The following is a 21018-nucleotide window of genomic DNA, read 5'->3' as shown; positions in this document are numbered from 1 at the left end:
TGTACGATCACGCGCCGCGTGTCGGTGACAGTGTCACCGTTCTTCTGCGGCAATCCGTTCCAATCCGGCGCGGTCCCGCAGCGTGACGCGCCCACGGGCGAGCTCGACCAGCCCCTGTCTGGTAAACTCGGCCAGTCGGCGGCTGACAAAGGCCCGGCCCGATGCGGTCTCGGCTGCCAGCGCCTCGTGCGTGGCGGCCACGGTATCTCCCTGTGCAAGCCGCAACAAGACGCGGGCAAGGCGGGTGTCGAAGCCTGTCAGCGCGACGTCTTCGACAAGGTGTTCGAAATCGGCGAACCGGCGGGCGACTGCGTGCAGGATCTCGGACCGGAACGCTTCGTCTTCGGCCATTGCGCGGCGAAACTCGGCGTGTCCGATCAGGGTTCCCCGCACGCGGGATTCGGTCACGCCCTCGGCGCTGTAGCTGCGCCCCTCGGTCAGGCAAGCAAAGGTTTGCAGGCACACATCGCCGGGGCCGACCCGGTAGAGAACCACCTCGCGCCCATTGGCGGCGGTCAGGGTGACGCGGATCGACCCTTCGTCCAGGCGCAGAAAACCCGGGCATTCCTGGCCTGCGCGAAACAGGACGGTGCCGGGAGGGCAATCCAGCCGGGTCATGACCGCCTCAGCGCGCGGCGGAATTCCGACAGGCGGAACGCGCCGATCAAATGCCCGACCCCGAAGTAGACAATTGCGGCAAGCAGGATCAGCGACAGCAGACCGAGATAGCGCCAGCCCGGCAAGGCCAGAACCCAGCCAAACGGGATAAGCACAGCATAAAGCGCCGCGCCCATGATCAGCGAGGCGGCCAGAATTCGGCCAGCCCGGCGATTGAAACGTGCATCGAAACGGGCCACATCGCCCATCCGGCGCGCCCCAGTGGCGAGGAGTGCCACCATGGCCCAGCCGGCCGCGCTGGCGGCAATCGCCGGGGCGATCCAGCCGACGATAGGATACAGGCCAAAGGCCAGCCCGGCGTTCACCACCATGGCCACCACCGCATAGCGGAACGGGCTTTTGGTGTCTTCGCGGGCGAAGAACAGCGGCTGGTATACCTTTTGCAGCATAAAGGCAGGCAGACCCAAACCGTAGATCGCAACCGCAATCGCGGTTGCAGCGGTGTCCTCGGGCCCGAAGGCGCCGCGCTGGAAAAGAACCGAGACCAGGGGAAGCGGCATCACCACCAGGGCCACAGCCGAAGGCAGGGTCAGGATCAGCGAGAACTCTCCGGCCCGCGAATAGGCATCGCGCGACCCATCCATGTCGCCCGCGCGCAGGCGCCGGGACAGGTCGGGCAGTAACACCACACCGACCGCGATACCGACCACGCCCAGCGGCAATTGGTAAAGGCGGTCGGCGGTGAACAGCCAGCTGACCGCGCTTTCGGTGCGCGAGGCCACCAATTGACCGACCACCAGGTTGATCTGCGTAACCCCCATCGCCAGAGCGGCGGGAAAGGCGACACGAACCAGCTGGCGCATCTCGGGGTCAAGGCGGGGCAGGCCGGGGCGCAGACGGATATCCGCCCGCTCGGTTGCGATCCAGACCAGCGCCAGTTGCGCCACGCCCGCAGCCGGGATCACCCAGATCAGCCAGTTGATCACAGCGCCACCAAAAATTGAGCCCGCAAGCATTGCCGAACAGGCAAAGATGTTCAGCAGCACAGGTGCGGCGGCGGCGGCAGCAAAACGACCCGTCGCGTTCAGAACGCCCGAGAACAGCGCCGCGAGGGACATGAAGAAAATGTAGGGGAACACGATCTTGCCGTAGCCCACGGCGAGATCGAAGCGCCCATCCCCCGCGAACCCGCTGGCCGTCAGCCAGATCAGGCCTGGCATGAACACCATGGCCAACCCGACCAGGGTCAGCACAGCCGCTGTCAGCAGGTTCAGCGCCTTTTGCGCAAAGAGAACGGCGTCTTCGTCCGCCTCCAGCCGTTTCGAGAACATCGGCACAAAGGCGGCGTTAAAGGCGCCCTCGGCAAAGAAGCGGCGGAAAAGGTTGGGCAGGCGAAAAGCGGCGACAAAGGCGTCCATCACCGGGCCGGGGCCGATATAGGCCGCCAGCATCATTTCGCGGACAAAACCGAGAATGCGGCTGGCCAGCGTCCAGAATCCGACCGTGAAAAATCCGGACATGAGGCGAATGGGCTTCATGATGCGGCCCGTTTCGCGCCTTCGGAAATCGCTTCGCGCAGTTTCTTCTCAAGTGCGCGCTGCTTGGTCTCTGAATAGTATTTCAGCCCGAACATGTCCTTGACATAGAAGGTATCGACAACCTGTTCGCCATAGGTCGCGATAACCGCATTGGCGATATAGACATTGGCCGCCGCCATCGCGCGGGCCAGATCATACAGCAGGCCGGGCCGGTCGCGGGTGTCGACCTCGATGATGGTATAGATCTCGGACCCGTCGTTGTCGAAAGTGACATGGGTCGGAACGTTGAACGCCTTTTCCCGCTTCTTGATCTTGTCGCGGGATTTCAACGCCTCGCGCGCCACCACTTCGCCTTTGAGCGTCTTGAGGATCATCTGGCTCAGCCGGGGCAGACGGGCAGCCTCATAAGGGTGCCCTTCGGCGTCCTGGATCCAGAAGGCGTCGGTCACATAGCCGTCCTTGGTGGTATAGCTGCGGGCATCGACCACGTTTGCCCCCACCAGCGCCAGCGCGCCTGCCATCCGGGAAAAGATACCCGGGTGATCGGCCATGGCGAAACAGGCGCGGGTCGCGTCGCGGTCAAGATCGGGCACTAGGCGAATCTCGACGGCACCCGGATCGCCGCTTTCCTCAAGCGCACGCAGCATTTCGGCAAATTCGATATGGGTGGAGAGATTCAGACCCTGCCAATAGGGATCGTAATGGCGCCCGGTTTCCGTCTTGAGATCCTCGCGCGGCCAGTCGGCAAGCGCCTCGCGCAGCGCCTTTTTGGCCTCGTTACCCCGGCCCTCGCGGTTGAGGTCCTCCATCCCGGTTTCCAGCGCACGCTTGGTTTCGGCGTGCAGGGCGCGCAGCAGCGTGGCCTTCCAGTTGTTCCAGGTATTGGGTCCCACACCCCGGATGTCGCAGACCGTCAGCACGGTCAGCAGATCAAGGCGTTTCACGGTCTGCACCGCCTTGGCAAAATCGCGCACGGTGCGGGGATCCGAGATATCCCGTTTCTGCGCCATGTCAGACATCAGCAGATGGTATCGCACCAGCCATTCGACGGTATCGCAGTCCGCCTTGTTCAGCCCCAGTCGAGGTGCCACTTTGCGGGCGATCTTGGCGCCCAGGATGGAGTGATCCTCGGGGCGCCCCTTTGCGATGTCATGCAGCAGCAGGGCGGTGTACAGTACCTTGCGGTTGACGCCCGCTTTCAGGATGGACGAGGCCAGCGGCAGCGCCTCGACCAATTCGCCTTTTTCGATCTGGGCTAGGTTCACGATGGTCTGAATGATGTGCTCGTCCACCGTGTAGCTGTGATACATGTTGAACTGCATCATTGCCACGATCGGCTCGAATTCTGGAATGAAAGCCGACAGAACTCCCAGTTCGTTCATCCGCCTGAGCGCACGTTCCGGATTTCCGTGCTTCAGCAGCAGATCGAGGAACAGGCGTTGCGCTTCCTTGTCGTTGCGCATGTCGTCGTCGATCAGGGCAAGATTGGCGGTGACCAGCCGCATGGCGTCGGGATGGATCAGCATCCCGGTGCGCAGCCCCTCCTCGAAGAGGCGCAGCAGATTGAGCTTGTCGGACAGGAAAGCCTTGGGGTCAACGACGTCCAGTCGCCCGTGCACAACCTTGTATTCGGGCTTGGTCTTGGGTCTGCGCCGGAAAATCCTTTCGAGGATGGGCGCGCTTTTCATGTGCTGCGCCTCGAGCTTGGTCAGAAATATCCGGGTCAGCTCGCCGACGCGGGTGGCTTCGCGGAAATATCTCTGCATGAAGACTTCGACACCGCGCCGGCCCGCTCGATCCTCATAGCCCATGCGCTCGGCGACCTCGACCTGGAGGTCAAAGGTCAACTGCTCTGTGGCCCTGCCAGTGACGATGTGCAGATGCGCCCGCACGGCCCAAAGGAAATCTTCGGCCTGCACAAAGGTCTGGTATTCTGTCGGAGTGAAAAGACCCAGAGGCACGAGCTCGGCAGTGTCCTTGACCCCGTAGACGTATTTCGAGATCCAGTAGAGCGATTGAAGGTCGCGCAGCCCGCCCTTGCCTTCCTTGACATTGGGCTCGACCATATAGCGTTGCCCCTGCTTGCGGTGCCGGGCATCGCGCTCTTCCAGCTTGGCCTCGATGAACTCGCGCTCGGTGTCCTTGAACAGGTCTGATTTCAGCTTCTTGTCCAGCGACTGGGCCAAGGGCCGGTGGCCGGTCAGGAACCGGTGTTCAAGCATGGCGGTTCGGATGGTGAAGTCCTCGCGTCCCAAGCGGACACAATCCGCCACGGTGCGCGAAGAATGCCCGACCTTCAGCCGCAGATCCCAGAGCATGTAGAGCATCGACTCGATCACGCTTTCTGCCCAGGCGGTGATCTTGTAGGGGGTCAGGAACAGCAGATCTACATCGGAATGCGGGGCCATTTCGCCACGCCCATAACCGCCGACAGCCATGACTGCGATGCGCTCGCCCTGGGTCGGGTTGGCCAAAGGGTGAAGCAGGCCAGAGGCCACATACATCGCCGTCTTGACCAGCCCGTCGGTCAGATAGGTATAGGCGCGGGTCATCGGGCGCGCGGCAAAAGGATGGGCGGCGAACGCATCTGCGATCGCCGCGCGCCCTGACTTCTGCACCTCCCGAAGGATCGAAACCACCGCCGCGCGCAAGGCGGCGTTGTCGGCGGCGTCCGTCGCCGCCGCCTGGACCTGTGCGAGAACGGCCTCAGCGTCAAAAACCGAGGCCGGATCGCATACAAGATCTCCCGTCAGGTCCGGGCGGATCGGGTTGACAGCTCGGTCCGGCTCAGAAGCCGGCGCCGGAGAAGCTTTGTGGGGCAGGGTCAATCACAACCACCTGTTTGTTCTGAATCGTGGCAACAGCCAGTCCCCGCTCATTAGTCCCATCCGGGCGCAGGCGGAAGATGCCGCCGACACCCTGGAAACCGGCGCCTTGCGTCAGGGCGGCACCGGTGAGGGCATCCGCCTTGCCCGCGCCGACCAGCGCGCCGATGGCGGCGATCCCGTCATAGGCCAGGCCCCCGATCGGGTGCGGCGCACCGCCATAGGCTGCCTGGTACCGCGCCGTGAAGGCGGCGGATTTCGATGGATCGGGAAGCGCGAACCAGCCGCCCTGTACGCCCGGCAATGCCAAGGTCTGAGACGGAATGTCCCAGCGGGTCAGGCCGATGAACTGTTTTTCTGCGGGGGAAACACCCGCTTCGGGCAGCAGTTGCGAAAAGAGCGGCAGGGCACCCGCCGTGGTCGCGGTGAAAAAGACCGAATCGGCGCCGGTCCCGTCGACCATGGCCTTGACCTGTGGAACGGCGGCGATCACGCCCTGCTGCGACTGTTCGAACTGAACGGATCCGGCCAGTTTTGCCCCGGTTTGGGAAATCGCGTTGGTGATCGCGGCCTTGCCGACCTGCCCCGCTTCGTCGTTACTGTGCACGACGACGATGTTTCCCTTGCCCTGGCGGGCCGCGAAGCTGGCCAACCGGTTCGCCGTGTTGTCGAAGGTCGGCCCAAGGACAAAGACGTTTCCGCCGGCGATCTTGGTGTTGTTGGAGAAGGAAAGGACGTTGATGTTCTGGTTCAGCACCGCCAGGCCGGCTGCGTTTGCAGCTTGTGCATAGACCGGGCCAAGAATGATCTTGGCGCCATCGGCCACCGCCTGCTGCGCAACCGCTGCGGCTGTATTGGCGTTCCCCGCGGTATCGTACACACGCAGGTCGATCTGCACGTTTTGCAGGTCGCCAATGGCCATTCTGGCCGCGTTCTCAAGACTTTGGGCCAGTACGGCATCGCCGGATTGGGCCGATCCGCGCGGCACAAGCAACGCCACCGGGACCGGTTTCGAGGTATTGATGGTCGGCCCCCCGCCTCCGATCGTGCCGGTGTCGCATGAGGCCAGCAGCGCGGCAGCCGCAATTGCCAAAGCGGAAAGGGCCAACTTGCGGGCGGGCTTGTAAATGGCAAACATCTAATGAATAGCTCCCTAATCCGGCGGCAGACCGCCGCGTTGGTCGAGCCGCGATAATAAACGTCACAAAACACGGGTCCAGCGTTGAATTACCAAAAGCTCAGATTGCCCGCAGGTTTGTACTTTGTCGGAACACCGATCGGTGCCGCGCGCGACATCACGCTGAGGGCGTTGGATGTGCTGGCATCGGCCGATGTCATCGCGGCCGAGGATACACGCTCTCTCAGACATTTGCTCGATATTCACGGCGTGCCCCTCGATGGCAGGCGGGTCATTGCCTATCATGACCATTCGGGTGTGGCCGCGCGGGAGAAACTGCTGGAGGCGCTGGCCGAGGGACGGTCGGTCGCCTATGCGTCCGAGGCGGGGATGCCGCTGATCGCGGATCCGGGGTATGAGCTGAGCAAAGCCGCGTCCGAAGCGGGGTACATGGTGACATGCGCCCCGGGTCCGTCAGCGGCCCTGGCCGCGCTGACCCTGGCCGGGTTGCCGACCGATGCGTTCTTTTTCGCCGGTTTCCTGCCCAATTCCACGTCGGCCCGAAAAACACGGCTTGAGGTCCTGCGCGATGTTCCCGGAACACTGGTTTTCTACGAATCGCCCAAACGCGTGGGCGACAGTCTTGCCGACATGTGCGCGGTGCTGGGGGGCGAGCGCCCGGCGGCCTTGTGCCGGGAGTTGACGAAAAAGTTCGAAGAGATACGGCGGGGCAGCCTGGAGAGCATAGGCGCCTCGTTGGTGGATTCCCCGGTGAAAGGTGAAATCGTCCTTCTGGTGGACCGGGCGCGTTCGGATCCGGTTAAGGAAGTCGATATAGAACAATCGTTGATCGAAGCCCTTGAAAGTCATTCGGTAAAGGATGCGGCCGATCTGGTGTCGCGCATGCACGGCGTGCCGCGGCGGCCGGTCTACCAGATGGCGTTGAAACTGGGAAAACGGTGATATGACGTCTCGCACCCGTCGCGGTCTGCGCAATCATCTGACCGGCGACGCGGCAGAAGCGCGGATCGCGCTGGAATACGAAAGACGGGGCTGTCGCGTCGATCACCGCCGGTGGCGCGGTCAAGGTGGCGAGATTGACCTGATCATCCGCGCAGATCATGAATTGATCTTTGTCGAGGTCAAGCAAAGCCGCAACTTCGAGAGCGCCGCGGCCAGCCTTGGGTCCCGGCAGATGATCCGGTTGCAAGAGGCGGCCGCAGAATTCCTGGCGGCAGAACCGCTGGGGCAATTGACGCCCGTGCGCTTTGATGTGGCGCTGGTCGACAGTATGGGCCGGTTTCAAATCCTCGAGAATGCCTTTGGTCATGATGGATGACCATTGAACCCCGCTGCCGGCTGCGCCATGTATCGGACAGCCGCTAGCGAGGGACACAATATGAAGATCGCCTTTCAGATGGACCCGATCGGGGCCGTGAACATCAACGCCGACAGCTCGTTCCGGCTGGCCGAAGAGGCGCAGGCGCGGGGACACGAACTGTTTTACTACGGCCCGGACCATTTGGCCTATCAGGAAGGGCGGATCACCGCGCGTGGCCATGACATGGCCGTGCAACGGGTGGCGGGAAACCCGGCGGTTCTGGGACCGCTGCGCGAGGTGGATCTGGCCGATTTCGACGTGGTCTGGCTGCGTCAGGATCCGCCGTTCGACATGCACTACATCACCTCGACCCATCTGCTGGATCGGCTCAAGGGCCAGACCCTTGTGGTGAATGACCCGTTCTGGGTGCGCAACTATCCCGAAAAGCTGCTGGTGCTGAATTTCCCGCAGCTGACCCCGCCGACCGCAATTGCCCGCGATCTCGATACGATCCGTGCGTTCAAGGCCCGGCATGGGGACATCATCCTGAAACCGCTTTATGGCAATGGCGGCGCAGGTGTGTTCCGTCTGGACGAGAACGACCGTAACCTGTCGTCGCTGCACGAGCTGTTCACCGGCTTCTCGCGCGAGCCCCTGATTGTACAAAAATACCTGCCCGCCGTCCGCAAGGGCGACAAGCGGGTGATCCTGGTCGATGGCGAGGCTGTCGGCGCGATCAACCGCGTTCCAGCCGAGGGCGAGACGCGGTCGAACATGCATGTGGGCGGGCGCCCGGAAAAGATCGGACTGACCGAGCGCGACCTAGAGATTTGTGCCACCATCGGGCCGCTTCTGCGCGAAAAGGGGCAGATCTTTGTCGGCATCGACGTCATTGGCGACTATCTGACCGAGATCAACGTGACCTCGCCCACCGGCATCCAGGAACTGGAGCGGTTCGACGGCGTCAACATCGCCGCCCGCATCTGGGAGGCGATCGAGGCCAAGCTCTGACGCGGAAGTAATGGCTCAGGCAAGCGCCTTTGCTGCCACCCGGAAACTGAGCGCTTCGGCCACATGCGGCCGCCTTACATCTGTTTCCCCTGCAAGGTCCGCGATGGTGCGGGCCACCCGCAGGATGCGGTGATAGGCCCGCGCCGACAGGCCGAACCGATCCGCAGCCTTCAGCAGCAGGTCCCGGCCCTCGGCATCTGGCGTGGCGATTTCGTCCAGAATCTTGCCTTCGGCATCGGCGTTCTGACGCATGCCGGATTGTCCGGTGAACCGCATCGTCTGAATTTCGCGGGCGGCCGCGACCCTGGCCGCGACCTCGGCAGATCCTTCGGCGCTGGGCGGCAGGTCGAGGTCGGTAAAGGCCACCGGCGGCACCTCGATACGCAGATCGAACCGGTCCATGAGCGGGCCCGAGATGCGGCCCAGATAATCCTCGCCACAACCGGGCGCGCGCGAACAGGCCCGCGCTGGATCGGTCAGATATCCGCATCGGCACGGGTTGGCCGCCGCCACAAGCATAAAGCGGCAGGGGTATTTCACATGCGCGTTGGCCCGGGCGACCATCACCTCGCCGGTTTCAATCGGCTGTCGCAGGGTCTCCAGAACGGTCCGAGAGAACTCGGGCAGCTCATCCAGAAACAGCACCCCGTTATGCGCAAGGCTGATCTCGCCGGGTTTGGCCCCCTTGCCGCCACCGACAATGGCCGCCATCGAGGCGGTGTGATGCGGTTCGCGAAAAGGGCGCGTTCGGCTGATGCCGCCTTCGTCCAGCAATCCGCACAGCGAATGGATCATCGAGGTTTCCAGCGCCTCGATCGCGGTCAGCGGTGGCAGGATGCCGGGGATACGGGCCGCCAGCATGGATTTCCCTGATCCCGGCGTGCCCACCATGATCGTGTGATGGCGCCCGGCTGCGGCGATCTCCAGCGCGCGTTTGGCGCGCTCCTGCCCCTTGATGTCGCGCAGGTCGCGCAGGAATGCCGGTGATTGCACCTCGCCCGGTTGCGCCGCGTCGATCGGAGCCTGTCCGGTATAGTGGCGGATGACGGCCGCAAGGGTTTCGGCCCCGATCACCTTGGTCGCATCGACCCAGGCCGCCTCGGCGCTCGACCCCTTGGGGCAGAGCAGCATCCGGTCTTCCTCGGCCGCGGTCATCGCGGCGGGCAGGGCGCCCGTCACCGGGATCAGGGTCCCGTCGAGCGACAGCTCTCCCAGTGCCAGTGTGCTTTCCGCGGCATCCGCCGGTACGATTTCCAAAGCGGCCAGCAGCGCCAGCGCGATGGGCAGGTCGAAATGGCTGCCCTCCTTGGGCAGGTCGGCAGGCGACAGGTTGATGGTGATCCGCTTGGACGGCAGGGCAATGGCCATGCCGCTCAGTGCGCTCCGCACCCGGTCGCGCGCCTCGGACACCGCCTTGTCCGGCAGGCCGACGATGGAAAACGCCGGCAAGCCGGGGGTCACGGCACATTGCACTTCGACCGGGCGGGCCTCGACCCCCTGAAAGGCGACGGTATAGGCGCGGGCGACCATTCGTTCTTGTCTCTTGGTTAACACTTCGTTGCTACCGCGAGGCAGGTTTAAGAAAGGTTAACCGGCTGCGGTCATCGCGATGAATTTTGGCCAGGCACCGGGGTCGGCTGCGGTCTTGTCGCGGCAGAACGGGTTGCAAAAGCCCCAGATCCGGCCGTCCATTTCCAGATAGTCGGTGACCGGCTTGCCGGAATAGGGGCAGTTGGCGTTGATCGATGGGCCGTTTGCCACTGCACGGGCCGAGCCGCTGGTGCCGACCGGCCAGGGCGAGGTCGGCAAGTCCATTGCATAGGGCATCGGATCGTAATTTACGGTCGCCCCCATCGCGCGCCATTGCCGCACGCTGGTGTCGCTGAGCAGTTCCAGGCAATAGGCGCGGCTGGCCGCACTGACGGATAGGCCATAGCCCATGATCCGCGCCGCCACCGGCGTATAGAAGACATCGGCCAGAGAGTAGCGACCAAAAAGTGGACCGGTATGCGCGCCGGAGACAGATCGGGCATGTGCCCAAAGGGTTTCAATGCGCTCCAGATCCGCGCGGGTCGACTCGGATGGCTCGAACCCCTGGTAGATGTGCAACAACTGCATTGGGCATTGCCCCCGCAGCGCGGTAAAGCTCGACACCATTTCCGCGCAGAGCCAGCGCGCGGTCGCACGCTGCGCCGGATCCGAGGGCCAGAGCCCCGCGTCCGGGTGCCGTTCGGCCAGCGTTTCGGCCATGGCAAGGCTTTGGCCGACCACGACCCCCTCGGGGGTACGCAGCGCAGGAACCTGGCGCGCGGGCGCGAGCTGGGCCAGATCCTGGGACATGGTCCCGGAATAGAGCCCCACCATATGTGACCGGTAGGGGATGCCGAATTTCTCGAGCATCAGCCAACCGCGCAGCGACCAACTGGAAAACATGCGGTCGCCGATAAACAGATCGTATGTCATGGACGCAATTTAGGCAGGACACTCATGTCGCGTAAAACGCTGTTTCGTGGTTCCGCGCATCACACGAGATGATTGATCCGGCCGACGTGCCAATTGTCCGGCATTCGGGTGATCTCGGTGACCGACAGGTTGTCGATCCGGTGCGAAAACGCCTGTTCCGCCGTGATTGCCAAAGCGCGTTGCACCTGGGTCAGGATCATGCCGAAATGGCCTACCACGATCAGATTGGACCCGGGATGCGCGACGATCAGCGCGTCGATCTCGGCATTCACGCGGTCGCAGACCTGATGCCAGCTTTCGCCGCCGGGCGGCGATGTGTCCCCCGGCGTTTCCCAATACGCCCGGGCAAGCACCGGGTCCTCGGCCTCGATCTCGGCATAGCGGCGTAGTTCCCATGCGCCAAAGTTGATTTCCCGCAGGCCGGCGCGGTGCGGCAGCCGATGCCGGTCGCCCTGGATGGCACTGGCGGTGTCGGCGGCGCGGATCAGGTCAGACGAAACAACCAGCGCGTCCTGTGGTAAATGTCCCGAGAGGCGCGCCAGCAGGTCGGTGTCGCTCAGGTCGGCGGGCAGATCGGACCAGCCGACCATGGTTTTGGCATGTGTGGGTCCGTGCCGGATCAGATGCAGCCGGGTCATGGCAACTGTCCCTTGAGGACCAGAGGCAGGCCCGCCGTCACCAGCACCACAAGATTGGCCTCTGCCGCAAGCGCGATGTTGAGCCGCCCCTGTGCCTCGCGAAACTGCCGGGCCAGCGCATTGTCCGGAACGATGCCATGCCCAACCTCGTTCGTGACCATGACAAGCTGTGCCGGGCAGGTGCGGATTGCCTCGATCAGGCGGCTCTGCGCGGCCTTCAGATCGGCACCGGCCAGCATCTGGTTGCTCAACCACATCGTGGCGCAATCGAAAAGACAGATGTCGTCAGCGGACAGCGCCGACAGGGTCGGTCCGGGTTCAAGCGGCTCCTCGATGGTCTCCCACCCGGTGCCGCGTTGCACCAGATGCCGGTCCACCTTGCTGCGCATTTCCTGATCAAACACTTGTGAAGTCGCGAAATATTTCCGGGATTTCCCAGTCGCTACAACAAGTTCCTCTGCAAAGGCGGATTTGCCGGATGCCGCACCGCCAATAATCAAGGTGTATTTGGGATGCAAATTTCTTACCTTTCAGGTGATCCGCAATCCTGGTTTCTGCGTAAGGACAATACGACCGAGGTAAAAGTCAAGTTTGGCGCCGGACATTGGGGAGTGATGAATGGCACTGGATAATAGCCCAAGAGATACAAGCATGTCCCAGCAGGCGATGAAGGCCGAGTTGCTGGACGCCGAAACGGAATTGAGATTGGCGTATGCTTGGCGAGACCAACGGGACGAACAGGCGCTGCACCGCCTGATCACCGCATATATGCGGTTGGCCATATCGATGGCGGCGCGGTTCCGCCGGTATGGAGCGCCGATGAACGATCTGATCCAGGAGGCGGGTCTGGGGCTGATGAAGGCCGCCGACAAGTTCGACCCGGACCGGGGTGTCCGGTTTTCGACCTACGCGGTCTGGTGGATCAAGGCCAGCATTCAGGACTATGTGATGCGGAACTGGTCGATGGTGCGGACCGGATCGACCAGCAGCCAGAAATCCCTGTTTTTCAACATGCGGCGGGTTCAGGCCCGGCTGGAGCGCGAGGCGGCGTCGGACGGGATCGCCCTGGACCAGCATCAGTTGCACCAGATGATCGCTTCGGAGATTGGTGTGCCTTTGCGCGATGTCGAGATGATGGACGGGCGGTTGTCCGGGTCAGACTTTTCGCTGAATGCGACGCAGGCCTCGGACGAGGAAGGGCGCGAATGGATCGAGGCGCTGGAAGATGACGGCGCACAGGCGGCCGAACTTGTCGAGCACGCCCATGATAACGCCCAACTGCGTGAATGGTTGCTGACGGCGATGAAGGCGCTGAACGAACGCGAACGGTTTATTGTGCGCGAACGTAAGTTGCGCGAAGAGCCGAGGACACTCGAAAGCCTGGGTGAGGAACTTGGCCTCAGCAAGGAGCGGGTGCGTCAGCTTGAAGCGGCGGCCTTTGCCAAGATGCGCAAGAGCCTTGAAGCGCAGTCGCGTGAGGTGCAACACTTCTTGGCATGAAAGCCATTGCGATTCCGGGCCTTGCCCTTGTTCTGTTTCTGGTCGCGCCAATAAAGGCGGCCATGTCCGGTGATCTGATCCCGGCGGATGTCCTGAACGACATGCGTCAGGCCGATGTGGTTATTCTGGGCGAGACCCACGACAACCCGCAGCATCACCTTGTCCAGGCCGAGGCGGTAACGGCGCTCGCCCCATCTGCTGTGGTCTGGGAAATGCTGTCCGAAGAGGGCGCGGCCCGGCTGACCCGCAAGGCCGTTCAGGATCCCGAGGAACTGGCGCGTATCCTGCGATGGGCCGAACTGGGTTGGCCGCCGCTGGCGATGTATCTGCCGGTTTTCCAGGCCGCCGATGCGCCCGTCTATGGCGCTCTGGTGCCGCGTACGGCGGCGCGCGCGGCGATGGAAACCGGCGCGGCTGCCGCGCTGGGCGCAGATGCAGCGCGATTTGGTCTGGGGGTATCGCTGTCGGACGAGGAACAGGCCGCCCGCGAGGCGGATCAGCAGGCATCGCATTGCAATGCGATGCCGCCCGAAATGCTCCCGAAACTGGTTGCGGTTCAGCGTTTGCGCGACGCGGTTCTCGCCCGTGCGATCCTGCGGGCGCGTGAGGAAACCGGCGGCCCGATCGCGGTGATCACCGGCAACGGACATGCCCGCAGCGATCGCGGCATTCCGGTCTTCCTGTCCCGGGTCCAGCCCGGGCTGCGTGTCTTCACGCTGGGCCAGTCCGAAGAGGGTGCAATCGAAGGGACCTTCGACGCGGTGATCGACAGCCCGGCAGCGCCGCGCGAAGACCCCTGTGCGGCATTCGACAAGAGCTGAGGCCGGGGATTATCCGCTGGCACTTGTGCGCTACCTCTCCTAAGTTCGGGCCGATCCTTGGGGAAAAATGGCGCGGACATGCTGGCATCCAAACGTATCCTTCTGATCATCGGCGGCGGCATCGCCGCCTACAAGACGCTGGACCTGATCCGGCGCTTGCGCGAACGCGGGGCGGCGGTGACACCCGTTTTGACGCCGGCTGCCGAAGAGTTCGTCACTCCGTTGTCGGTTTCCGCGCTGGCGGGCGAGAAGGCGTATCGCGACCTTTTCGACCTGACGGACGAGGCCGAGATGGGGCATATCCAGCTGTCGCGTTCGGCCGACCTTGTGGTGGTCGCTCCGGCCACTGCCGATCTGATGGGCAAGATGACGGCCGGTCTGGCCAACGACCTTGCCTCTACCCTGCTGATGGCGACAGATACGCCGGTGCTTGTTGCGCCCGCGATGAATGTGCGCATGTGGCAGCACCCGGCGACCCGGCGCAACCGGGATCAGCTGGCTAGGGATGGCATCCGGTTCGTCGGCCCGAATGAGGGCGACATGGCCTGCGGAGAATACGGGCCGGGCCGGATGGCCGAACCGCTGGAGATCGTGGCAGCTGTCGAGAAAGCCCTGGGCGACGGTCCATTGAAGGGGCGGCGTATTCTGGTGACCTCCGGTCCGACGCACGAGCCGATCGATCCGGTGCGCTACATTGCCAATCGGTCTTCGGGTGCCCAAGGGACAGCCGTGGCTAGCGCTCTGGCCGCCTTGGGGGCCGAGGTGATCTTTGTCAGCGGACCGGCAAGCGTGCCGCCGCCCCAGGGCGTGCATGTGGTGCGGGTGGAAAGCGCGCGCGAAATGGATGCGGCCGTCGATGCGGCCCTGCCCGTGGATGCCGGGGTGTTCGCGGCAGCCGTGGCGGACTGGCGGGTCGCCAGCGCCTCGGACCGCAAGCTGAAGAAATCGAAAGACGGGCTGCCGGAGCTGGAGTTCGCCGAAAACCCGGACATCCTGAAACGCGTGAGCCGGCTGGAGCAGGGGCGCCCGAAACTCGTGGTGGGGTTTGCGGCAGAGACCAACGACGTTGTCGAGAACGCGACGGCCAAACGTCTGCGCAAGGGGTGTGACTGGATCGTTGCCAATGACGTCAGCCCGGCAACCGGCATCATGGGCGGCAGCGAAAACGCGGTCATCCTGATTTCAGATAGCGGGGCCGAGGAATGGCCACGCATGGGCAAGGACCAGGTGGCCGAAAGGCTGGCGCTCCGGATCGCCGAGGCGCTCGGTCGTGCGGGATCATGAGGGAATAAGATGGTTTCGATACGGGTAAGCCGAGACGAGGGCACGGATGCGGATATTGCATTGCCCTCGTACGAAACCGCAGGCGCGGCTGGCGCCGATGTGCGGGCCAATCTGCCGGATCGCGGATCTGTCGTGCTGGCGCCCGGGGCGCGGGCCTTGATCCCGACCGGGCTGCGGGTCGAAATACCGCAGGGATACGAGATACAGGTTCGCCCCCGGTCCGGCCTGGCTTTGAAACATGGAATCACCCTGCCCAATACGCCCGGCACCATCGACAGCGATTACCGTGGCCCGCTGGGGGTGATCCTGCTGAATGCCGGAACCGAACCGTTCACGGTTCAGCACGGTGAGCGAATTGCACAACTGGTGGTCGCCCCCGTGCTGCAAGCTGTGTTCGAGGAGACGGAAACTCTGGATGAAACCGCCCGGGGCTCAGGTGGGTTCGGATCGACGGGGCGCGGCTGATGCTTCTGGTTCTGGGGCTTGCGGCAGTTCTTTGGGGCGTAGGCCTGGCCATGGGCGTATCGCGGCAGGCCCGGATCGGCCTGATGGTGGCGCTGTTCGTGCTGGTAATGCTGGCGCAAGTCGCCTTGCCGGATGGCCATCCCGTTCGCATGGCGACCGGGCAATCACCCGCATTGTGGCTGCTGATCGGCGGCTTTGCCGCCTTGGCCCTGGCGTATGGGCGATTGCTGACCTGGCTCAAGTCGCGGGCGCAACCACAGACCGTGGCAACCAAATCCGCCCTGTTCTCCGAAACGGAACTGGACCGGTATGCCCGCCATATCGTGCTGCGCGAATTGGGCGGGCCGGGGCAGAAAAAGCTGAAACAGGCCAAGGTGCTGGTCATTGGCGCGGGCGGGCTGGGTGCGCCTGCGCTTCAATATCTGGCTGCGGCCGGTGTCGGCACCATTGGGGTCATTGATGACGACGTGGTCGAGAATGCCAACCTGCAACGGCAGGTGATCCACCGCGATGCCGATATCGGCATGCCCAAGGTGTTTTCCGCCAAGGCGGCGATGGAGGCGCAGAACCCCAATGTCGTGGTCCGCCCCTATCACAGGCGGCTGACCGAAGAGATCGCGGAGGCGCTTTTTGCGGAATACGATCTGATCCTCGACGGCACGGACAATTTTGCGACACGCTATCTGGCGAACCAGGTCGCGGTTGCGCAAGGCAAACCGCTGGTCTCGGGCGCGTTGGCGCAATGGGAGGGGCAGCTTAGCGTTTTCCACCCAGCCGACCACGGCCCATGTTACCAGTGCATCTTTCCCGAAGCGCCCGCACCCGGCCTGGCGCCTTCGTGTTCCGAGGCTGGCGTGATCGGCCCGCTCCCCGGTGTTGTCGGCGCGATGATGGCGGTCGAGACGATCAAGCTGATCACCGGGGCGGGAATGGCCCTGAAGGGAGAGATGCTGATCTATGACGCGCTTTACGGGGAAAGCCGCAAGATCCGCCTGACCCGGCGATCAGATTGTCCAATCTGCGGCGGGTCGACGCAAAGCTAGCGTAACACATGCACCGCACATTTGGCGTGTCGTACCACCCGGTCGGCGGTTGACCCCAGCAACAGGTTCTCCAGGCCCGGCTTGTGGGATGCGATGACGATGCAGTCAATGTCATGCGCGGCGGCATGATCGACAATGGCGCGTCCGGCATGGCCTGTCGCCATGACCGCCGAGGCGCCCGGCAGACCGGCTGCCATTTGTGTCAGAGCCTTTTGGGCATCGTCGTGGCTGCGCGCCAGAACTTCGGCGGGAATCTGCGCGGTGACATAGGTTGGTATTGCTTCCATCACGTGGAAAACGGTGAACTTGGCGTTTTCACTGGCCAGTTTGCGGGCGGCCAGAAAGGCCGCCTTCGTGTCGTGACCGTCGTCAAAAGCCACCGGAACAAGAATGTTGCGGTACATCTGGTCCTCCTCCCTTGATCGACCGGATCAGATCGGTTCGGACTTGGCCGAACGGGTCGTCTTTCTAGCCAGTTCCTTGGCCTCGCCAATCGTTTCCTCGACGGCTTCGGCTTCGGTCTTGGTCACGTAGTCCGCGCAGCGCGACACGGTGTCGAACCATTCGCGGGCATCCTCGACCAGCCGCTCGACGGAATGGCGTTGCCATTCGACCATCGCCTCCATCGTCTTGGCCGGGTCTGGCCGCTCTGCCGAGGTTGCAGTCCGGGCGGCATCCAGCGCCGTTCGGATCGCTTCATGCCGGCGTTCGAACCAGTGGCGGGTAAATCGTTCGGATTCGCTCAGCAGTTTTTCCTGGGCATCCCAGAACTGTTCCATCTGAGGTGAGACCAGTGCATTCATCGGTGCCGGAGCTTGCAGGGATTTGAGAATGTCTGCAAAGGCTTCGGGGGTGGGAAAGGCGGAAGTCTTCTTGGCCATGGGTGATTCTCCCTTTGCGGAAAGGCGCACCCACTCTGGCAGAAGCCGCGGATCTCCACCTTAAGCCAGATCAAGTTCCGGCGCGCCTGTCGAAAGATTTCAGCCCAATGCTCGGTCGAGGTCGGTTATCAGGTCTTCGGGATCCTCAAGGCCGACCGACAGGCGGAAAATGCCATCCCCGGCAAAGGCGCGGTAGGCCTCGCGTTGACGACCTTCGAGCCGGAACGAGCTGTCCATCAACCCTTTGGTTCCCATCCAGAAGATCAGGCTGCGGTGATGGCCCAGCGACACGGCATAATGGATGATCTCCATCCGCTCGATCATTTGCCGTGCGATCCGCTCGCCGGTTGCGGCATCGCCCACCTGGAACGAGATCATCGCCGACATGTTGGACATCTGCTGTGCCGCCAGATCCGCCTGGGGGTGCGAGGGCAGGCCCGGATAGATGACGCGGGTCACCCTCGGGTCCGCCTCCAGCCACTCGGCCACCGCCTGTGCCCCTGCGGCATGCGCCTTCATCCTCAGCGGCAGGGTCGCCGCGCCGCGTGCGATGAGCCATGCGTTGAAAGGCGAAAGGACCCCGCCATGATGAATGGCGGCCTCGACCCGCATTTTCGAGACCAGATCGGCCCGGCCGCAAACTGCACCCGCGACGGCATCGCCATGACCGCAGATGTACTTGGTCACCGAATGCATGGTCAGATCGACCCCGAGCGCCACAGTATCCATCCCGATGGGCGAGGCAAAGGTGGCGTCGCAACTCAGCAACGCGCCCGCCTGCCGTGCCAATGCCGAAACGGCGGCCAGATCGGTCAGGCGCCCGATGGGATTGACTGGTGTTTCTGTGTGGATGAGCCGGGTGTTCGTTCTGATCGCCGCCGCCACGGCCTCGAGATCGGTCATGTCCACGGTGCTGACGGATATCCCCATCCGGGGCAGGGTGTCTCGGGCCAGTTCCGCCACGCCAGCATAAGAGACATCCGACACGATCACGTGGTCCCCTGCGGACAGAAAGGTGAAAAAGATCGCCGCAGCCGCCGCCATGCCGGAGGCGGTGCACAAACAGGCCTCTGTCCCCTGCATCGCGGCAATCTTGGCCTCAAGCATCGCGACGGTCGGGTTGGCCCAGCGGGAATAGGCATAGGGGCTGTCCGGGGTCAGGTCATGGGCGGAAAAGCCCGAAACATCCTCGGACACAAAGGTCGATGACATGTGAATGGGCGGCGCCGAGGCCAGGGTGGCCGGATCCGGCGCTTCGCCCGCGTGAATGGCGGTGGTCATCGGGCCTGTCGGGCGATTGGTCTTGTGCATGGGTAGTCCTCCTTGGGTCCGAGGGTGAGGGGCATGAAACCTACATGCAAGCCGGTTCGCGACATTGCCCCTCTGGACCATCCCGGCGCGCGCTCCTAGCTTGAGCCGCAAAGGAGATCCAGATGACCAACCCGCTTCTAGCCGAATGGCAGACACCGTTCGAAATCGCCCCGTTCGACCGGATCAAGGATGAAGATTTTGCCCCCGCGCTGGAGGAGGCGCTGGCCGCCCACCGAGCCGAGATCGCGGCAATCGCCGAGAGTTCGGCATCACCGAGCTTTGCCAATGTGATCGAAGCGCTGGAAGCAGCCGGCAAAGCGCTGGACAGGGTGCTGAGCGTGTTCTTTACGGTTGCCGGGGCCGACAGCAATCCGACCCGCGAGGCCTTGCAGCGCGACTTTTCACCGAAACTGGCCGCGCATTATTCCGAGATCTCGGCCAACAAGGCGCTGTTTGCGCGCGTCGCTGCCGTGTGGGAGGCGCGCGAGACACTGGATCTGACAGACGAGCAGAACCGGGTGTTAATGCTGACCCATCGCGGGTTCGTGCGATCCGGCGCGGCGCTGAGCGGCCCGGAAGAGGCTCGGATGAAAGAGATCAAGGGCCGGCTTGCCACCCTTGGGACCCAGTTCACCCAGAACCTGCTGGCGGATGAGCGCGAGTGGTTCATGACCCTCAGCGAGGCCGATCTTGACGGGTTGCCCGGCTTTGTGGTGGATGCCGCCCGCGCCGCCGGTGCCGAGAAGGGGCTGGGTGGCCCGGTTGTCACCCTGTCGCGTTCGCTGATCGTGCCGTTCCTGCAATTCTCTCCCCGCCGTGATCTGCGCGAACGCGCCTATCGCGCCTGGATGGCGCGCGGCGCCAATGGCGGCGAGACCGACAATCGGGCGATCGCGGCCGAGACCCTGCACCTGCGCGAAGAGCGTGCGCGGCTCTTGGGGTACGACAACTTTGCGCAGTACAAGCTGGAAACCGAGATGGCGCGCGAACCGGCCCGGGTGCGCGATCTGCTGTTGCAGGTCTGGGATCCCGCCCGTGCCCGCGCCGAGGCGGATGCGCAGGTGCTGACGGCAATGATGCATTCCGATGGCGTCAATGGCGACCTTGAACCTTGGGACTGGCATTTCTACGCAGAGAAACGGCGCAAGGCGGACCATGATCTAGATGAGGCCGCGCTGAAACCCTATCTGCAACTCGACCGCATGATCGAGGCGGCCTTTGCCTGCGCCAACCGCCTGTTCGGTTTGGAGCTCAGGCCGCTGAACGTGCCGCTTTACCACGCCGATTGCCGCGCCTGGGAGGTGATCCGCAATGGCCAGCACGTGGCGGTGTTCATCGGTGACTATTTCGCCCGCGGGTCCAAACGTTCGGGTGCCTGGTGTTCGGCGATGCGGTCGCAGGCGCGGTTCCCGCAAGTGCAGGCACCGGTTGTGATCAATGTCTGCAACTTTGCCAAAGGGGACCCCGCGCTTTTGTCCTATGACGATGCGCGCACATTGTTCCACGAGTTCGGCCATGCCTTGCACCAGATGCTGTCCGACGTGACCTATGAGAGCATATCGGGCACTTCGGTGGCGCGCGATTTCGTGGAACTGCCCAGCCAGCTTTACGAACACTGGCTGGAGGTGCCCGAGGTCCTGCGCGAATTCGCCACCCATGCCGAGACCGGGGAGCCGATGCCGCAGGCGATGCTGGAGAAGGTGCTGGGCGCTGCCAATTTCGATCAGGGCTTCCAGACTGTGGAATACGTGTCCTCGGCGCTGGTGGATCTTGCGTTCCACGACGGACCGGCGCCGGTCGATCCGATGGAGAAACAGGCCGAGGTACTGGCGGCGCTGGGCATGCCGCACGCCATCGGCATGCGTCACGCGACCCCGCATTTTGCCCATGTCTTTGCCGGTGATGGCTATAGCTCGGGCTATTACAGCTACATGTGGTCCGAGGTGATGGATGCCGATGCTTTTGCCGCCTTCGAGGAGGCGGGTGGCGCGTTCGATCCCGAACGGGCCGAGGCGCTGGAACGGCATATCCTGTCGACCGGCGGATCGCGCGAGGCCGAAGAGCTCTATCTTGCCTTCCGTGGTCGCTTGCCGGGGGTCGAGGCCCTCCTGAAGGGCCGCGGTCTGATCGCGGCCTGAGATTTTTCGTCAAAAATCTCGCCTCCGGCGGGAGTATTTTCAGC

The 21018-nt window shown here is 63.4% G+C and carries 20 protein-coding genes; 9 read left to right on the top strand and 11 right to left on the bottom strand.

Annotation, left to right across the window (positions count from 1 at the left end; all coding sequences use genetic code 11):
- Window positions 1-33: 33 nt before the first annotated feature.
- The 4 genes from G0P99_RS09300 to G0P99_RS09285 are packed head-to-tail and all read right to left on the bottom strand — an operon-like array spanning window position 34 to window position 6119.
- Complete coding sequence (locus G0P99_RS09300) at window positions 34-618, bottom strand: Crp/Fnr family transcriptional regulator (RefSeq protein WP_164129098.1); 585 nt, start codon at window positions 616-618, stop codon at window positions 34-36.
- Window positions 615-2156 (bottom strand): murein biosynthesis integral membrane protein MurJ, encoded by a 1542-nt coding sequence (murJ, locus tag G0P99_RS09295; protein ID WP_164129097.1) that lies wholly within the window; start codon window positions 2154-2156, stop codon window positions 615-617. The genes G0P99_RS09300 and murJ overlap by 4 nt, the downstream gene beginning before the upstream one ends.
- Window positions 2153-4984: a [protein-PII] uridylyltransferase gene (locus tag G0P99_RS09290; protein WP_164129096.1), complete on the bottom strand. Its 2832-nt coding sequence runs from the start codon at window positions 4982-4984 to the stop codon at window positions 2153-2155. Before G0P99_RS09290 ends, murJ begins: the two co-directional genes overlap by 4 nt.
- The gene (locus G0P99_RS09285; RefSeq protein WP_164129095.1) at window positions 4944-6119 is read right to left on the bottom strand and encodes a penicillin-binding protein activator; all 1176 of its coding nucleotides are present in this window, start codon (window positions 6117-6119) and stop codon (window positions 4944-4946) included. The genes G0P99_RS09290 and G0P99_RS09285 overlap by 41 nt, the downstream gene beginning before the upstream one ends.
- An 84-nt stretch (window positions 6120-6203) precedes the next feature.
- Between G0P99_RS09285 and rsmI the strand changes: the two genes are divergently transcribed.
- From rsmI to gshB, 3 genes are read left to right on the top strand one after another with little or no spacing between them, the layout of a single operon-like run.
- Window positions 6204-7061, top strand: coding sequence for a 16S rRNA (cytidine(1402)-2'-O)-methyltransferase (rsmI, locus tag G0P99_RS09280; protein WP_164129094.1), 858 nt, complete (start codon window positions 6204-6206; stop codon window positions 7059-7061).
- 1 nt (window position 7062) lies between these two features.
- Complete coding sequence (locus tag G0P99_RS09275; RefSeq protein WP_164129093.1) at window positions 7063-7437, top strand: YraN family protein; 375 nt, start codon at window positions 7063-7065, stop codon at window positions 7435-7437.
- Between the two features lie 60 nt (window positions 7438-7497).
- Window positions 7498-8430: a glutathione synthase gene (gene gshB / locus G0P99_RS09270; protein WP_164129092.1), complete on the top strand. Its 933-nt coding sequence runs from the start codon at window positions 7498-7500 to the stop codon at window positions 8428-8430.
- A 15-nt stretch (window positions 8431-8445) separates the two neighbouring features.
- On the opposite strand, the gene G0P99_RS09265 is transcribed toward gshB, so the two are convergent.
- Genes G0P99_RS09265 through cobU form a run of 4 tightly spaced genes read right to left on the bottom strand, consistent with a single transcriptional unit; the run spans window position 8446 to window position 12049 of the window.
- A complete protein-coding gene (locus G0P99_RS09265; protein ID WP_164129091.1) occupies window positions 8446-9960 on the bottom strand; it encodes a YifB family Mg chelatase-like AAA ATPase in 1515 nt (504 codons plus the stop codon).
- 57 nt (window positions 9961-10017) lie between these two features.
- Entirely contained in the window at window positions 10018-10893 is an 876-nt protein-coding gene (locus G0P99_RS09260; RefSeq protein WP_164129090.1) for a glutathione S-transferase, read from the bottom strand.
- A gap of 59 nt (window positions 10894-10952) precedes the next feature.
- Window positions 10953-11531: a histidine phosphatase family protein gene (locus G0P99_RS09255; protein ID WP_164129089.1), complete on the bottom strand. Its 579-nt coding sequence runs from the start codon at window positions 11529-11531 to the stop codon at window positions 10953-10955.
- Window positions 11528-12049: a bifunctional adenosylcobinamide kinase/adenosylcobinamide-phosphate guanylyltransferase gene (gene cobU / locus G0P99_RS09250; RefSeq protein WP_164129088.1), complete on the bottom strand. Its 522-nt coding sequence runs from the start codon at window positions 12047-12049 to the stop codon at window positions 11528-11530. Before cobU ends, G0P99_RS09255 begins: the two co-directional genes overlap by 4 nt.
- 100 nt (window positions 12050-12149) lie before the next feature.
- On the opposite strand from cobU, the gene G0P99_RS09245 reads away from it, so the two are divergent.
- The 5 genes from G0P99_RS09245 to G0P99_RS09225 all read left to right on the top strand — a co-directional run bounded on the left by G0P99_RS09245 (window position 12150) and on the right by G0P99_RS09225 (window position 16644).
- Entirely contained in the window at window positions 12150-13031 is an 882-nt protein-coding gene (locus tag G0P99_RS09245) for an RNA polymerase factor sigma-32 (protein ID WP_164129087.1), read from the top strand.
- On the top strand, window positions 13028-13852 hold the full coding sequence (locus G0P99_RS09240; protein WP_164129086.1) for a ChaN family lipoprotein: 825 nt from the start codon (window positions 13028-13030) through the stop codon (window positions 13850-13852). The genes G0P99_RS09245 and G0P99_RS09240 overlap by 4 nt, the downstream gene beginning before the upstream one ends.
- Before the next feature lie 78 nt (window positions 13853-13930).
- Window positions 13931-15136: a bifunctional phosphopantothenoylcysteine decarboxylase/phosphopantothenate--cysteine ligase CoaBC gene (gene coaBC / locus G0P99_RS09235; RefSeq protein ID WP_164129085.1), complete on the top strand. Its 1206-nt coding sequence runs from the start codon at window positions 13931-13933 to the stop codon at window positions 15134-15136.
- A gap of 9 nt (window positions 15137-15145) precedes the next feature.
- Window positions 15146-15601, top strand: coding sequence for a dUTP diphosphatase (dut, locus tag G0P99_RS09230; protein ID WP_164129084.1), 456 nt, complete (start codon window positions 15146-15148; stop codon window positions 15599-15601).
- Window positions 15601-16644, top strand: a complete 1044-nt coding sequence (locus G0P99_RS09225) for a HesA/MoeB/ThiF family protein (RefSeq protein WP_164129083.1) — start codon at window positions 15601-15603, stop codon at window positions 16642-16644. Before dut ends, G0P99_RS09225 begins: the two co-directional genes overlap by 1 nt.
- Here G0P99_RS09225 and G0P99_RS09220 read toward each other — a convergent pair.
- The 3 genes from G0P99_RS09220 to G0P99_RS09210 all read right to left on the bottom strand — a co-directional run bounded on the left by G0P99_RS09220 (window position 16641) and on the right by G0P99_RS09210 (window position 18836).
- The gene (locus G0P99_RS09220) at window positions 16641-17048 is read right to left on the bottom strand and encodes a universal stress protein (protein ID WP_164129082.1); all 408 of its coding nucleotides are present in this window, start codon (window positions 17046-17048) and stop codon (window positions 16641-16643) included. The two genes, G0P99_RS09225 and G0P99_RS09220, sit on opposite strands and share 4 nt — an antisense overlap.
- 27 nt (window positions 17049-17075) lie before the next feature.
- Window positions 17076-17525, bottom strand: coding sequence for a phasin family protein (locus G0P99_RS09215; RefSeq protein ID WP_164129081.1), 450 nt, complete (start codon window positions 17523-17525; stop codon window positions 17076-17078).
- Between the two features lie 99 nt (window positions 17526-17624).
- Window positions 17625-18836 (bottom strand): PLP-dependent aspartate aminotransferase family protein, encoded by a 1212-nt coding sequence (locus G0P99_RS09210; protein ID WP_164129080.1) that lies wholly within the window; start codon window positions 18834-18836, stop codon window positions 17625-17627.
- Window positions 18837-18958: 122 nt separating this feature from the next.
- Between G0P99_RS09210 and G0P99_RS09205 the strand changes: the two genes are divergently transcribed.
- Complete coding sequence (locus G0P99_RS09205; protein ID WP_164129079.1) at window positions 18959-20974, top strand: M3 family metallopeptidase; 2016 nt, start codon at window positions 18959-18961, stop codon at window positions 20972-20974.
- Window positions 20975-21018 lie beyond the last annotated feature (44 nt).

Source organism: Ruegeria sp. PrR005 (assembly GCF_010500245.1).
Classification (GTDB): domain Bacteria; phylum Pseudomonadota; class Alphaproteobacteria; order Rhodobacterales; family Rhodobacteraceae; genus Ruegeria_B; species Ruegeria_B marisflavi.
This window is presented reverse-complemented; position numbering and strand designations above follow the sequence as displayed.

Bases quoted from the DNA above. Each gene is read 5' to 3' on its own strand.
- G0P99_RS09300 (WP_164129098.1), bottom strand. From the start codon at position 618: ATGACCCGGCTGGATTGCCCTCCCGGCACCGTCCTGTTTCGCGCAGGC.
- murJ (WP_164129097.1), bottom strand. From the start codon at position 2,156: ATGAAGCCCATTCGCCTCATGTCCGGATTTTTCACGGTCGGATTCTGG.
- G0P99_RS09285 (WP_164129095.1), bottom strand. From the start codon at position 6,119: ATGTTTGCCATTTACAAGCCCGCCCGCAAGTTGGCCCTTTCCGCTTTG.
- G0P99_RS09275 (WP_164129093.1), top strand. From the start codon at position 7,063: ATGACGTCTCGCACCCGTCGCGGTCTGCGCAATCATCTGACCGGCGAC.
- gshB (WP_164129092.1), top strand. From the start codon at position 7,498: ATGAAGATCGCCTTTCAGATGGACCCGATCGGGGCCGTGAACATCAAC.
- G0P99_RS09265 (WP_164129091.1), bottom strand. From the start codon at position 9,960: ATGGTCGCCCGCGCCTATACCGTCGCCTTTCAGGGGGTCGAGGCCCGC.
- G0P99_RS09260 (WP_164129090.1), bottom strand. From the start codon at position 10,893: ATGACATACGATCTGTTTATCGGCGACCGCATGTTTTCCAGTTGGTCG.
- G0P99_RS09255 (WP_164129089.1), bottom strand. From the start codon at position 11,531: ATGACCCGGCTGCATCTGATCCGGCACGGACCCACACATGCCAAAACC.
- G0P99_RS09245 (WP_164129087.1), top strand. From the start codon at position 12,150: ATGGCACTGGATAATAGCCCAAGAGATACAAGCATGTCCCAGCAGGCG.
- G0P99_RS09240 (WP_164129086.1), top strand. From the start codon at position 13,028: ATGAAAGCCATTGCGATTCCGGGCCTTGCCCTTGTTCTGTTTCTGGTC.
- coaBC (WP_164129085.1), top strand. From the start codon at position 13,931: ATGCTGGCATCCAAACGTATCCTTCTGATCATCGGCGGCGGCATCGCC.
- dut (WP_164129084.1), top strand. From the start codon at position 15,146: ATGGTTTCGATACGGGTAAGCCGAGACGAGGGCACGGATGCGGATATT.
- G0P99_RS09225 (WP_164129083.1), top strand. From the start codon at position 15,601: ATGCTTCTGGTTCTGGGGCTTGCGGCAGTTCTTTGGGGCGTAGGCCTG.
- G0P99_RS09220 (WP_164129082.1), bottom strand. From the start codon at position 17,048: ATGTACCGCAACATTCTTGTTCCGGTGGCTTTTGACGACGGTCACGAC.
- G0P99_RS09215 (WP_164129081.1), bottom strand. From the start codon at position 17,525: ATGGCCAAGAAGACTTCCGCCTTTCCCACCCCCGAAGCCTTTGCAGAC.
- G0P99_RS09210 (WP_164129080.1), bottom strand. From the start codon at position 18,836: ATGCACAAGACCAATCGCCCGACAGGCCCGATGACCACCGCCATTCAC.
- G0P99_RS09205 (WP_164129079.1), top strand. From the start codon at position 18,959: ATGACCAACCCGCTTCTAGCCGAATGGCAGACACCGTTCGAAATCGCC.